The organism is Serratia sp. JSRIV006, from assembly GCF_019968685.1.
Taxonomy (GTDB): Bacteria; Pseudomonadota; Gammaproteobacteria; order Enterobacterales; family Enterobacteriaceae; genus Chania; species Chania fonticola_B.
This window is the reverse complement of the sequence record NZ_CP074137.1, coordinates 4,944,119-4,956,930: the sequence shown is the minus strand read 5'-3', so window position 1 is coordinate 4,956,930 and position 12,812 is coordinate 4,944,119. Positions and strand designations below refer to the sequence as shown.

The 12,812-nt window shown below is 56.7% G+C and carries 11 protein-coding genes; 5 read left to right on the top strand and 6 right to left on the bottom strand.

Features of this window, described 5'->3' with window-relative positions; translation table 11 throughout:
- Nucleotide 1: 1 nt before the first annotated feature.
- Both KGP16_RS22875 and KGP16_RS22870 read right to left on the bottom strand, forming a co-directional pair.
- Nucleotides 2-307 carry a putative quinol monooxygenase gene (locus KGP16_RS22875; RefSeq protein WP_021179519.1) on the bottom strand — a complete coding sequence of 102 codons (306 nt, stop codon included), beginning with the start codon at nucleotides 305-307 and terminating at the stop codon, nucleotides 2-4.
- Nucleotides 308-352: 45 nt separating this feature from the next.
- Nucleotides 353-934 carry an NAD(P)H-dependent oxidoreductase gene (locus tag KGP16_RS22870; protein ID WP_059201833.1) on the bottom strand — a complete coding sequence of 194 codons (582 nt, stop codon included), beginning with the start codon at nucleotides 932-934 and terminating at the stop codon, nucleotides 353-355.
- A 278-nt stretch (nucleotides 935-1,212) separates the two neighbouring features.
- Here KGP16_RS22870 and parC point away from each other — a divergent pair, with 278 nt between their 5' ends.
- From parC to ftsP, 3 genes are all read left to right on the top strand, one after another.
- Nucleotides 1,213-3,486, top strand: coding sequence for a DNA topoisomerase IV subunit A (gene parC, locus KGP16_RS22865; protein ID WP_094983151.1), 2,274 nt, complete (start codon nucleotides 1,213-1,215; stop codon nucleotides 3,484-3,486).
- Nucleotides 3,487-3,776: 290 nt separating this feature from the next.
- Entirely contained in the window at nucleotides 3,777-4,508 is a 732-nt protein-coding gene (locus tag KGP16_RS22860; RefSeq protein WP_021806853.1) for a 1-acylglycerol-3-phosphate O-acyltransferase, read from the top strand.
- Between the two features lie 98 nt (nucleotides 4,509-4,606).
- Entirely contained in the window at nucleotides 4,607-6,022 is a 1,416-nt protein-coding gene (ftsP, locus tag KGP16_RS22855) for a cell division protein FtsP (RefSeq protein ID WP_021179523.1), read from the top strand.
- Here the strand turns inward: ftsP and KGP16_RS22850 are convergent.
- On the bottom strand, nucleotides 6,019-6,933 hold the full coding sequence (locus KGP16_RS22850) for a LysR family transcriptional regulator (protein ID WP_021179524.1): 915 nt from the start codon (nucleotides 6,931-6,933) through the stop codon (nucleotides 6,019-6,021). The two genes, ftsP and KGP16_RS22850, sit on opposite strands and share 4 nt — an antisense overlap.
- A gap of 133 nt (nucleotides 6,934-7,066) precedes the next feature.
- Here KGP16_RS22850 and xapA point away from each other — a divergent pair, with 133 nt between their 5' ends.
- Together xapA and KGP16_RS22840 are read left to right on the top strand one after the other, a co-directional pair.
- Complete coding sequence (gene xapA, locus KGP16_RS22845; RefSeq protein ID WP_179248501.1) at nucleotides 7,067-7,888, top strand: xanthosine phosphorylase; 822 nt, start codon at nucleotides 7,067-7,069, stop codon at nucleotides 7,886-7,888.
- Nucleotides 7,889-7,960: 72 nt separating this feature from the next.
- Nucleotides 7,961-9,220, top strand: a complete 1,260-nt coding sequence (locus tag KGP16_RS22840; RefSeq protein WP_065684661.1) for a nucleoside permease — start codon at nucleotides 7,961-7,963, stop codon at nucleotides 9,218-9,220.
- 36 nt (nucleotides 9,221-9,256) lie between these two features.
- Here KGP16_RS22840 and KGP16_RS22835 read toward each other — a convergent pair whose 3' ends face one another.
- Genes KGP16_RS22835 through KGP16_RS22825 form a run of 3 tightly spaced genes read right to left on the bottom strand, consistent with a single transcriptional unit; the run spans nucleotide 9,257 to nucleotide 12,605 of the window.
- Nucleotides 9,257-10,186 (bottom strand): PfkB family carbohydrate kinase, encoded by a 930-nt coding sequence (locus KGP16_RS22835; RefSeq protein ID WP_021806849.1) that lies wholly within the window; start codon nucleotides 10,184-10,186, stop codon nucleotides 9,257-9,259.
- Nucleotides 10,183-11,580, bottom strand: a complete 1,398-nt coding sequence (locus KGP16_RS22830) for a cytosine permease (RefSeq protein WP_021806848.1) — start codon at nucleotides 11,578-11,580, stop codon at nucleotides 10,183-10,185. Before KGP16_RS22830 ends, KGP16_RS22835 begins: the two co-directional genes overlap by 4 nt.
- Nucleotides 11,581-11,588: 8 nt before the next feature.
- Nucleotides 11,589-12,605, bottom strand: coding sequence for an ADP-ribosylglycohydrolase family protein (locus tag KGP16_RS22825; protein WP_179251952.1), 1,017 nt, complete (start codon nucleotides 12,603-12,605; stop codon nucleotides 11,589-11,591).
- Nucleotides 12,606-12,812 lie beyond the last annotated feature (207 nt).

The window sequence follows — 12,812 nt, the reverse complement described above, 5'->3', positions numbered from 1 at the left end:
GTCAGGCGTTATCCAGCACGTAAATGGTTGTGTCCAGCACGCTGTCCTTGATGGTTTCACGGTGCTTGAGCATGTGATCCATCTGCAGGTGCTGTTCCAGATGCGCCTGGCTCTGCCACTTCTCCAGCATAAAGATGGAATCCGGCGAACGCTTCTGCCACGGTGCCTGGGTGTCGGCGTCGATCATTGGCTGATAGCCGCCACAGCCTTCTTCCGCCAACACCGCTGGTAACAGCTTTTCAATCGCTTGTAATACGCTTTCACGATGACCCGGTCTGGTTCTGATTTCTGCAATTACGGTGATCATAATGGCCTCACTGGTTAACGGTATGATTTATAAAACCCATCACAGTTAAGCAAACACTTCGCCCAGATGTGCGCGCAAACGTGCGATATCGCTGGCGATATCCGGTTGTTTAATCACATCGTTACAGATAAAGGTCGGCAGTGCTTCCATTCCGAGGAACTGGTTGGCCTTGTGGAAGTGCAGATAAACGCCGTCTACGCCCACGCCGTGGAAGAACTGGTCAGGGTCGGTAAAGGCTTCCAACGGGGCATTCCAGGTCAGGCTCAGCATGTAGGTCTTGCCTTGGATCAGCCCGCCAGAACCGTATTTTTTGCTGGCATCGGAACGGGTGCGGCCGTCGCTGGCATACAGGCTGCCGTGGCCAGCGGTGAACACTTCGTCGAGGTATTTTTTCAGGATCCAGGGCTCGCCCATCCACCAGCCTGGCATCTGGTAAATCACCGTGTCGGCCCACAGGTATTTCTGCACTTCGGCGTCGATATCATAGCCGTCATCGACTACGGTGACCTGTACATCGTGCTTGGCATCGCGCAGGAAACTTTCCGCTACGTCGCTCAGGGTCTGGTTCAACTCACCGTTGGAGTGGCCGAATTGCTTCTTGGCGTTAATAATCAGGATGTTGCTCATGGATACTGGGTTCCTGTCAGAATGTAGAATGTGATGGCCGTAAGGCATATCGTTGAAACGGAGTGTAATCCTTCTTGCAGCAGGGAAAAATGCGATCTAGCGCACAACAGTGTTGACTGTGAGTCAAGAAAGGCAGCCACTGATGGCAAAATTTCGCATAAACCGGGGAGATCGCCAGCATCAATGGCCGATCCACGCAGCATCTGTGACAGCCACCCCGCAGATGAGTTACTATCGCGGGCAGAATCGACCCTTTGTCGTCTGAGGATATCTGAGTAATGAGCGAACTGACTCATGACGGTGTTGAGCGTCTACCGCTGCACACATTCACTGAAAACGCCTATCTGAACTATTCCATGTACGTCATCATGGATCGGGCGCTGCCGTATATCGGCGATGGTTTAAAGCCGGTACAGCGCCGCATTATCTATGCCATGTCGGAGCTGGGGCTTAGCAACAACGCCAAATTCAAAAAATCTGCCCGTACCGTCGGTGACGTATTGGGTAAATATCATCCGCATGGCGATAGCGCCTGTTATGAAGCTATGGTGCTGATGGCGCAACCCTTCTCTTACCGCTACCCGCTGGTAGATGGCCAAGGGAACTGGGGGGCACCGGATGACCCTAAATCTTTCGCCGCGATGCGTTATACCGAATCGCGCCTGTCGAAATACGCCGAAGTGCTGCTGGGCGAGCTGGGCCAGGGCACCACGGATTGGGTGCCCAACTTCGACGGCACCATGCAAGAACCGAAGATGCTGCCTGCACGCCTGCCGAACATCCTGCTCAACGGGACAACCGGTATCGCGGTAGGGATGGCAACGGATATTCCACCGCATAACGTGCGTGAAATTGCCGCCGCGGCAGTAGCCCTGATCGACAAACCAGGCTCATCGCTCGACGATTTGCTGGAGTTTGTGCAGGGGCCGGACTTCCCGACGGAAGCGGAAATTATTACCCCGCGTGAAGAGATCCGCAAAATTTACCAGAATGGCCGTGGCTCGGTACGCATGCGTGCCATCTGGAAGAAAGAAGACGGCAGCGCGGTGATCACCGCCTTGCCGCACCAGGTTTCCGGTGCCAAAGTGCTGGAGCAAATCGCCAGCCAGATGCGCGCCAAAAAGCTGCCGATGGTGGAAGACCTGCGCGATGAATCCGACCACGAAAACCCGACCCGTCTGGTGATTGTGCCGCGCTCGAACCGTATCGATCTGGATCAGGTGATGAACCACCTGTTTGCCACCACCGATCTGGAGCGCAGCTACCGCATCAACATGAACATGATCGGTCTGGACAACCGCCCGCAGGTCAAAGGGCTGGTGGAGATCCTTGCCGAATGGCTGGTCTTCCGCCGGGATACGGTGCGCCGCCGCCTGAATTACCGCCTGGAAAAAGTGCTCAAACGGCTGCACATCCTGGAAGGTTTGCTGGTTGCGTTCCTCAATATCGATGAAGTGATCCATATCATTCGCAGCGAAGATGAGCCGAAGCCGGTGTTGATGCAGCGGTTTGGCCTCTCCGATACCCAGGCCGAAGCGATCCTCGAGCTGAAGCTGCGCCATTTGGCCAAGCTGGAAGAAGTGAAGATCCGTGGCGAGCAGGATGAGCTGGCAAAAGAGCGCGATCATCTGCAGGCGCTGCTGGCTTCCGAGCGCAAGCTGAACAACCTGATCAAGAAAGAGATCCAGGCCGATGCGCAGGCTTATGGCGACGATCGTCGTTCACCGCTGACCGAACGTGAAGAAGCCAAGGCCATGAGCGAGCACGATTTTGTGCCTTCAGAGCCGGTGACGATTGTGCTGTCGCAAATGGGCTGGGTGCGTAGCGCCAAGGGCCACGATATCGATCCGAGCGGCCTGAGTTACAAGGCTGGGGATAGCTTCCTTGCCGCCGCACGCGGCAAGACTAACCAGCCGGTGGTGTTCATCGACTCAACTGGCCGCAGCTATGCGCTCGATCCGCTGACCTTGCCTTCGGCACGTGGCCAGGGTGAACCGTTAACCGGTAAGCTGACGCCACCGCCAGGTGCCACCATCGAGCAGGTGCTGATGGCTGCGGACGATCAGAAACTGCTGATGGCTTCCGATGCTGGCTACGGCTTCGTGTGTACCTTTAACGATCTGGTTGCACGTAACCGCGCCGGTAAGGTGATGATCACCCTGCCGGACAACGCCAAGGCACTGCCGCCGATGGAAATTCACGGCAGCGACGATATGCTGCTGTCTATCAGCACCGCTGGCCGCATGCTGATGTTCCCGGTCGCCGATCTGCCACAGCTGTCGAAGGGTAAGGGCAACAAGATTATCTCGATACCGTCGGCGCAGGCTGCCAGTGGGGAAGATAAACTGGCCTGGCTGTTCGTACTGCCGCCGCAGACCTCGATCACCCTGCACGTAGGCAAGCGCAAGCTGAAACTGCGCCCGGAAGATCTGCAGAAATTCCGCGCCGAGCGTGGCCGTAAGGGCACGTTGTTGCCACGTGGCCTGCAGCGTATCGATCGGGTTGAGGTGGATATGCCAGAGCGCGAATCGTTGGGTGATAGCGAAGAGTAAAGCGGTGATATACCCTGCTTGGGCGCAATAAACTGCGCCCAAGCGATCGCAGGTATTCTTACGTAGGGGCGCTGCATGCTGCGCCCGTACCCGTTCAGGGCTTTTTTATCCTGATCTTTTTTTTAAGTGAGTTAATTTTTCCGGCTATAAATTTATTGTGCCGATCGCTGGCTGGCGGGAAAATAGAGAACTTAGAAGCGCCGCGCGTTCTTCAGCCTGCGCTCCTCATACAAAAAGAAATCTTCCCTGCCGTTCAGCGGCCGGGTTGGCAGTGTGCTAATGAGGTTGTTATGTTATTGATATTACGTGCGATCATTGTCACGGTCTATTGCCTGTTGGTGAGTTTTTTCGGTTCGCTTTACTGCTTGTTCAGCCCGCGTAACCCCCGCCATGTAGCGACCTTTGGCCATCTGTTCGGCCGCCTGTCGACAGTGTTCGGCATCAAGGTTGAACTCCGTAAGCCTACTGGCGCGGACAACAACGGCAAATGTATTTACATTGCCAACCATCAGAACAACTACGACATGGTGACGGTTTCTAATGCGGTACAGCCACGCACCGTGACCGTGGGCAAAAAAAGCCTGGTGTGGATCCCGTTTTTCGGCCAGCTTTACTGGTTGACCGGTAACCTGCTGATCGACCGGGATAACCGCGCTAAAGCCCATGGCACCATTGCTCAGGTAGTAGATGCCTTCAAGAAACAGGACATCTCGATCTGGATGTTCCCGGAAGGAACCCGCAGCCGTGGCCGTGGTTTACTGCCGTTTAAAACCGGTGCGTTCCACGCGGCGATCGCTGCCGGTGTGCCGATTGTGCCGATCTGTGTTTCTTCTACCGACAAGATCAAGCTGAACCGTTGGAACAACGGCCATGTGATTGTGGAGATGCTGGAACCTGTCGATACCAGTCATTACAGTAAAGAACAGGTGCGTGAGCTGGCGGCCCATTGCCGCGAGCTGATGAAGGCGAAGATTGACCAGTTGGATGCGGAAGTCGCCAAGCTAGACGCCGCCAAAAAATAATAGAACGCAGTTAGCTATTTTCATACGGCCTCATGCCGTTTATGCCCCGCTTTAGCGGGGCTTTGCACACGGTTCAGCTTTGTTTTCATGGAGAAGATATGTCACTCAGTCGACGTCAGTTTATTCAGGCATCGGGCTTGGCGCTATGCGCAGGAACCGTGCCGCTGAGGGCCGAAGCGAGCGGGATGCCAACTCCGTTACCGATCCCGCCACTGCTGGAATCCCGCCGTGGCCAGCCGCTGTTTTTAACCCTGCAACGTGCCCATTGGGCCTTTATGGACAACCGCAAAGCGTCCGTCTGGGGCGTCAACGGTATGTATCTGGGGCCGACGGTGCGTGTCTACAACGGTGACGACGTCAAACTGATCTACAGCAACCGCCTGCCCGAGCCGGTATCGATGACCATCAGCGGGTTACAGGTGCCAGGTACCCTGATGGGCGGTGCGCCGCGCATGATGTCGCCCAACGTTGACTGGTCGCCGGTTATCCCTATTCGTCAGGCGGCGGCCACCTGTTGGTATCACGCCAACACGCCGAACCGTATGGCACCACACGTTTACAACGGCCTGGCTGGCCTATGGCTGGTCGAGGATGAAATCAGTAAGAACCTGCCGCTGCCGAACCATTACGGCGTCGATGATTTCCCGCTGATCATTCAGGACAAGCGCCTGGATAACTTCGGTACGCCGGAATACGATCCTCCGGCGCAGGGGGGCTTTATTGGCGATACGCTGTTGGTCAACGGCGTGCAGAACCCGTTTATCGAAGTCTCACGTGGCTGGGTTCGCCTGCGCCTGCTGAACGCCTCGAACTCACGGCGCTATTCGTTGCAGTTGAGCGACGGGCGGCCGATCAACGTGATCGCCAGCGATCAGGGATTCCTGCCTGCACCGGTTGCGGTACAACAACTTTCTCTGGCTCCAGGTGAGCGCCGCGAAGTGCTGATCGACATGTCGCAGGGGGCCGAAGTGACCCTCACCGCCGGTGAAGCAGCAGGGATCATGGATCGTTTGCGCGGTCTGTTTGAACCTTCCAGCATGCTGGTTTCCACCCAGGTACTGACGTTGAAACCGACGGGCCTGTTGCCGTTGGTCACCGACAATCTGCCAATGCGCCTGCTGGCGGATCAACTGCTGGATGGTAACGTCAGCCGCTCGCGTGAATTCCGTCTGGGAGACAAGATGGCTGGCATCAACGGGGCCATCTGGGATATGAACCGCATCGACGTACAAACGATGCAGGGCACCTGGGAGCGTTGGACCATTCATGCCGATACACCGCAGGCGTTCCACATTCAGGGCGTGCAGTTCCTGGTGAAACGCGTCAATGGCGCGCAGCCGATGGCGGAAGATCGCGGCTGGAAGGATACCGTCTGGGTCGACGGTGACGTGGAGCTGCTGGTGTACTTCAACCAGGTTTCCTCGGAGCACTTCCCGTTCCTGTTCTACAGCCAGACGTTGGAAATGGCCGATCGCGGTTCGACCGGCCAGTTTGTGGTCCAGGCTTCCGCTTAAACAGCCCCGGGCGTTCGCAGCATTTTCAGGAACGCCTTCACCACCGGAGTGGCACTTTCGGCGTGGTAGATCGCATACAGATCCGCCGAAGGGGCCGCCTGCAACGGGCAGAAACGCACGCCGGGCCACGGTATGCGCCCGTAGCTATCCGGCAGTAACGTAATGCCAAAGCCTTCCGCCACCAGCGCCATCAAGGTTTGCGGTTCATTGACCTGATGGACGATGTCTGGCGCAAAGCCATGTTGCAGACACAGGTTGTGCAGATACAGCCCCAGGCTGGCCTCGTTGGGCGGCAGCACGATAAATTTGTCATGCTTCAGGGCGGGGAGTTGGATTTCCTCCCCCGTTGCCAGTGGATGCCCCTCCGGCAGCACCACCGAGATCTTCTCCCGCGCCAATAATTGACAGGCCAGCCCCGGCAGGGCCTGTTGTTTTGCCTCACGCCAGACCCCGATATCGATATGTCGCTTCTGCAATGAGACGATCTGCTGGCTAGGCGTTTGCTCATTCAACGTCCAGGTGACCTTCTCTTCCTGCCCGGTAAAGCGTTTCAGTGCCGGGATCAAACCGCCCCAGACCGAAGTGCCTACCATGCCAATCACCATATGGCCGGCCTCGCCACGGCCCAGTTGCTGTACCTGATTGAGTGCATTGCCCGCCTGATCCAGCAACGTTTCGACGTTATGGAACAGCGTGCGTCCAGCCTGCGTCAGCGCCATGGAGCGGGTGGTGCGTTTGAACAGTTCCACCCCCAACTGGTTTTCCAGCTCTTTGATATGTTTGCTGAGCGGCGGTTGGGACATGTTCAGCCGCTGTGCGGCCTGGGTAAAGTTCATCTCCTCTGCCACTACGCGGAAATAGTGCAGCAGGCGAAAATTGATCCGGCTAGGGTCGGGTAGTGGCTTTTTCATGGTTGTTCGGGCCTCCCGATGCGGGGTATTTATAGGTAAACGGAATAAATCAGCGGGCAACAATGTATTGGTCGCCACCCGCCGTCGCTCTCTACTATGGGAATTAAATTATCCCCCTACAGAAGAGAATACTATGTTTAATCAAGACGATGCTTTTTCTTGTGCCGATGTGCTGCGGACCAGACTACCAGGCTTTCAACCCCGCGCCGCACTGATTCTGGGATCGGGACTGGGGGCGCTGGCAGACGTAATGACCGACGCCGTAACCATCGACTATACCGAATTACCAGGTTTCCCGGTGAGCGGCGTAGTGGGCCACGCAGGGCAATTAGTGGCGGGCTGGCTGGAAGGCGTGCCGGTACTGTGCATGAAAGGGCGCGGGCATTTCTATGAGGGCCGTGGCATGCAGGTGATGACCACTGCCGTGCGCACCTTCAAACTGCTGGGCTGTGAATTCCTGTTGGCGACCAATGCTGCTGGCTCACTGCGTAAATCGGTCGCCCCGGGTAGCCTGGTGGCGCTGACCGACCACATCAACTTTATGCCGGAATCCCCGCTGGTGGGGGCCAACGACGAGCGTTTTGGCCCACGCTTCTTCAGCCTGGCTAACGCCTACGATCGTGACCTGCGTGAGCAGCTGGCGGCGGTAGCGGCCAAGGCCGGTATCCCATTGGCTGAAGGGGTGTTTGCCGCCTACACCGGCCCGAACTTCGAAACCCCGGCCGAGATCCGCATGATGCAGACGCTGGGCTGCGACGTGGTGGGGATGTCGATCGTGCCAGAAGTGCTTTCGGCCCGGCACTGCGGCCTGAAGGTGTTGGTGGTCTCGGCGATGACCAACTATGCCGAAGGGTTATCCGATACGCCGCTTTCCCATGAGCAGACGCTGAGCTGCGCTGCGCTGGCGGCAGACGACTTTATGCGCCTGATCCGTGAGTTCTTCAAAACGCTGTAATTCTTATTTCCATCCGACTACCCCGCGGCAAGCCCTACCTTGCCGCGTAAATCACAACAATAGGTGATGGTAATGGCAATAAAAACACGATTGAAGGTGATGATTTTTCTACAGTTCTTTATCTGGGGCGCCTGGTTGGTGACGTTGGGATCCTACATGATCAACACCCTGCACTTCAGCGGGGCGCAGGTAGGCATGGTGTACAGTTCGAAAGGGATCGCCGCGCTGATCATGCCAAGCCTGGCAGGGATCATTGCCGATCGCTGGATCAAGGCCAACCGTCTGTATGGCCTTTGTCATCTGCTGGGGGCGGTGGCGTTGTACTACGCCGCACAGGTCGATCAGCCGATGGTGATGTTCTGGGTCATGCTGTTCAACGCGATGGTCTATATGCCCACCATGGCGCTTTCCAACGCCATTTCTTACTTCTGTCTGGAAAAGCACGGTTTTGATACGGTCAAGGATTTCCCGCCGGTGCGGGTTTATGGCACCGTGGGCTTTATTCTGGCGATGTGGTTGATCAGCTTTAGCCGCATTGAATTGAGCAATATGCAACTGTATCTGGCTTCCGCGGTGTCGCTGCTATTGGCCGTCTACTCCCTGACGCTGCCAAATTGCCCGACCAACAAGGTGAAACGCTCGCAAAGTTGGGTCAGTATGTTGGGGCTGGATGCGTTCGTGCTGTTCAAGCAAAAGCGCATGGCGGTGTTCTTCCTGTTTGCCATGTTGCTGGGGGCGGCGCTGCAAATCACCAATACCTTCGGCAACCCGTTCCTGCACGATTTCTCTCTTAACCCGCTGTATCAGGACAGCCTCAGCGTGCGCTATCCTTCGGTGCTGCTCTCCCTGTCGCAAATCTCTGAGGTGTTTTTCATCCTCACCATCCCGTTCTTCCTGCGTAGATACGGCATCAAGCAGGTGATGCTGATCAGCATGGCGGCCTGGACGCTGCGTTTCCTGTTCCTGGCCTATGGTACGCCTGCCGGGTTCGGCTTCCTGCTGCTCCTGCTTTCAATGATCGTTTACGGCTGCGCGTTTGATTTCTTCAATATTTCCGGTGCCATCTTTGTGGAGAAAGAGACCGACCACCGCATTCGTGCCAGCGCTCAGGGGCTGTTTATGACCATGGTTAACGGTGCAGGGGCTTACGTTGGTGCCATTGCCAGCGGCGAGGTCGTGGACTTCTTCACCCATAACGGGGTGAAAGATTGGCAGAGTATCTGGCTGGTGTTTGCCGCCTATACGTTGGTGCTGGGGGTGATTTTTGCCCTGTCTTTCAACTACCAGCATCGGCCGGAAGAGATGAGCGGCGAGCTGCAGAAGGCACATTAAGGTAAAACACAGGGGCTGAGTTCAGCTCCTGTGATATCAGGCAGGAAAACGCTGTTGCAGCTGTTGCCAGTCTGGTGCTCCGGCGGCACCACGGCTGGCCACCACGCAGGCGGCCACGCGGTTGGCAAGATCGACCGCTTGCACCAGCGGCAGGCCAGCGGAAAGCCCGGCTAGCACACCCGCGCAGTGGGCATCCCCCGCACCGATGGTATCGACGACGTCAACCGGGTAAACGGGCACATGCTGCGGCTCATTGCGGCCATCACAGACCCAGGCACCGTCACGATCCAACCGGCAAATCAGGGTAATGTTATGCGCTGTGGCATAACGTTGCGCAGCGCTGACAGCATCACCTTCCCCACACAAGATCGCAACTTCGTCGCGGTTGAGGGTGAGCAAGGTGTGGCTGTCGCTAAGCATGGCGAAAAACTCTTCACCCAGTTGGCCGACACGCGGGCCGGGATCCAGTAACCGCCACTGATCGAACGGCAGTCGGGTAAGCCAGTCGCGCAGTGCTTCACCAGGTTCCCCCACCAGTTCATAGCCGTTGGCATAGACCACCGTTTCCGGCGTTAGCGGCAGGGTAGCCAGCTGCGCCTTATTCCAATGGGCTTCACAACCGGTCACGGTAACAAAAGTACGTTCACCGTTGGGTTCCACCAATGCCAGACACCACCCATTATCCAACTGGCCATGGCGTAACAGCACCGGCAAATCCAGCTCCTGCATGGCGGCTTCGATGGCCGCTCCCCAGTCTCCGTTGCCCACCGGCATACCGTTAATCACGGGGACATCCAGGCGGCGTAGTGCCCGCGCTACGTTGAAGGCACAACCGCCAATCTGACGCTCTTGCGGCTGCGCTTCGATATCTTCACCGCTGACCGGCAGCTTTGGCAGCGTGAGGACCACGTCTCCCACGGCTCCGCCTACCACCAGAATAGGTTTTACTGCGACAAATTCACTCATTGATGTCCTTTGTTGCTTGCCAGATAGAGGCCATAGGCAACCAGGCTGACCAGGAAGGAAACGAACAGCCCCAGGCTGGAATCAGCGAACAGGCCTTTTGCCAATGGGCCATCGATAAAGCCGGTTTTGGTCACCAGCAGCCCGCACAAGGCGCCGAGGAACCAGCAGAATAGTGGCACCTTACGCACGCCGCGGTTCTGGCCGTTCAGGCCGTACAGGGCATTACCGTCGTAACCATGATGACGGCGCACTTTAGCATAATCGAGAATGAAAATGGCTTCCCAGGCGGCAAGGAATACCCCGCAGAACACCAGGAAAGAGATAAATGGCCCCATAAAGTCGCCAGAGATAAACAGCACATAGATGGCGATGCCAAGGATGACCACGGCGTCAATGGAGACGGCCAGAGACTGTTTCACCTTCACGCCTAGCGTTAGCAGGTTAAGGCTGGCGGAGTAGAGACTGAGCACGGCAATAGTGACGATACCGGCGGTCGCAGCCAGCAGATAAGGGATAGCCATCCACTTTGGCAGCACCGAACCGATTAACGCAATCGGGTTGGCGGCGCTGGCCAGATCCGGCAGCTGTACCGAAAGCAGAATGCCGGTGAACATCAGCAGGATCAGAGGCAGGCAGGCACCGCCCACCACGGCGGCAAAGATGCTTTTATCTGAAGATTCTGGGCTTTGATAACGGCTGTAATCGGCCCCGGCAATGGCCCAACTGATCCCGGTACCGGCGGCGATCACCGAAACGGCGGGCAGGAAGCCGGTCAACCAACTGCCGGAAGGCAGTGACAGCACTTTGCCCCATTCGGTGGTGAAGACGATATATAGCACCACAATCAGCGTCATGGTGCCGAATATCCGGCTGAACCAGCTCTGCATCCAGACTACCGTGTTCTGGCCCAGCAGGCTGACTACGATGGTCAAGCCACCAAACAGCAACAGGCTGAAAGCGGTAAGGGAGTGGCTTTCACTCAGGCCTATGGCCTGGAACAGCGCGGCCAGGGTGAGCGTGCCGGTGATGACGTTCACTGCTTCCCAACCCATCAGGTTGATCCAGCTGAAGGTGGTGGGCGCGATGTTGCCCTTCAGGCCAAAAATCACCCGCGATAAGGTCAAAGTAGAGGTGCGGCCACGTTTCCCGGCGAAGCTGGTGTAGCCTACCAAAGCAAAACTGGCTACGCCGACCAATGCGGCCAGGATTGACTGGATAAAGGACAGGCCGAACGCGACAATAATTGCCCCGTACACCACGCCGAGAATACCGATGTTGGCGGCAGACCATATCCAGAACAGCTCGAGCGGTTTACCGGTCTGCTCTGCATCCGGCACGCGATCGATCCCCGTGCTTTCTACTTTCCATGTCTCACTGCGGTTGATTTCACTCATGGTGCGATTTATTCCTGTTTGCGCAGCCTGAGGAGAGCGGCCGCGTAGGGCTCAAAATCTATTTGATTGGCGCTATTGATCGTGGCAATCCACTCCGCCGGGAAGGCGGCTATGCCGCGTAAGGCTCCGCAGATCGCCGTTGCCATGGCGCCAATGGTATCGGTATCTCCACCCAGATTGGCGGCCAGGATCGCACAACGTTGCGGATCGGTGTCTGCCAGTTCAACCAGCGCCAATGCCATTGGGATCGACTCGATAGTGTCCATCCCGGCACCGACGGTATGGTAAAGCTCCGCCAATGCTTCGCTATCCGGCAGATGGCCCAGGTTAGCGGTGAACTCCAGCGCCCAAACCAGACGGCGACTGAGCGAAGGGCTGAAGGTGGTGATATGTTGCTGTTGCACCTGCTCCACATGTGCGGGCAGTTCTTGCTTGATGGTGGCCCAATCCGCGCCTTCGACAGCCCGGCTAACGGCCCAGGCAATGGCAAAAGCGCCAGCCACGGCGATATCCGACTTGTGGGTCGGGCTGCAAGACAGCCTTACCGCTGTGATAAAGGCTGGCAAATCGCTACTTGGCAGCAGGCAACCTAACGGAGCTATACGCATGGCCGCTCCATTGGTCACGCCGTTAGCGGCGATCTCTGCCACCGGTGTACCGGCGCGGAACGCCAACAGCGCGGCTTTGGAGCTGGGGCCGAGGATATTTTTCTCAAAGGCTCCGATCCGTTCTGCCCACAGCATGATGTGGTGAGCAATACGTTCCGGCTCGACCCGGCCCTCGGCGGCCAAGAGCGCATCCATCAAGGCCACGGCCTGCTGGGTGTCGTCCGTGTATTCCCCGGCGATAAAGCCGTTTGCTGCAATATTTTCTGCCGGGCCAGGCAGGAAGCTGGTGATCCAACCAAAATAATCACTAACCTGTTGTAAAGGCCACAGTTCTGACGGCATCCCCATCGCATCGCCTACGGCTTGCCCATAGAGCGCCCCGAGTATGGCGTGGTGAGGATTTTTTATATTTTTCATTTATATGGGTGTTCCCTGGTGTTGGTGCTAACCGATGTAAAACATCAGTGTTGCTAATGTTAGTCGTAAAATGGATCCAATTAAAGTCCAATAGTCGAAAAATGTGACTCCAATCTAAGTCCAATGCAAGTGCGCATGGTGTAATTACCCTGAATGTGACAAATATGGTAAAAACGAGGCGGTTGAGGAATGCGAACAAATCAGAGG

Coding starts and splice junctions, on each gene's coding strand:
- KGP16_RS22840 (WP_065684661.1), top strand. CDS start 7,961: ATGGCAATAAAAACACGATTGAAGGTGATGATTTTTCTACAGTTCTTT.
- parC (WP_094983151.1), top strand. CDS start 1,213: ATGAGCGAACTGACTCATGACGGTGTTGAGCGTCTACCGCTGCACACA.
- KGP16_RS22850 (WP_021179524.1), bottom strand. CDS start 6,933: ATGAAAAAGCCACTACCCGACCCTAGCCGGATCAATTTTCGCCTGCTG.
- KGP16_RS22835 (WP_021806849.1), bottom strand. CDS start 10,186: ATGAGTGAATTTGTCGCAGTAAAACCTATTCTGGTGGTAGGCGGAGCC.
- KGP16_RS22830 (WP_021806848.1), bottom strand. CDS start 11,580: ATGAGTGAAATCAACCGCAGTGAGACATGGAAAGTAGAAAGCACGGGG.
- KGP16_RS22825 (WP_179251952.1), bottom strand. CDS start 12,605: ATGAAAAATATAAAAAATCCTCACCACGCCATACTCGGGGCGCTCTAT.
- xapA (WP_179248501.1), top strand. CDS start 7,067: ATGTTTAATCAAGACGATGCTTTTTCTTGTGCCGATGTGCTGCGGACC.
- KGP16_RS22870 (WP_059201833.1), bottom strand. CDS start 934: ATGAGCAACATCCTGATTATTAACGCCAAGAAGCAATTCGGCCACTCC.
- ftsP (WP_021179523.1), top strand. CDS start 4,607: ATGTCACTCAGTCGACGTCAGTTTATTCAGGCATCGGGCTTGGCGCTA.
- KGP16_RS22875 (WP_021179519.1), bottom strand. CDS start 307: ATGATCACCGTAATTGCAGAAATCAGAACCAGACCGGGTCATCGTGAA.
- KGP16_RS22860 (WP_021806853.1), top strand. CDS start 3,777: ATGTTATTGATATTACGTGCGATCATTGTCACGGTCTATTGCCTGTTG.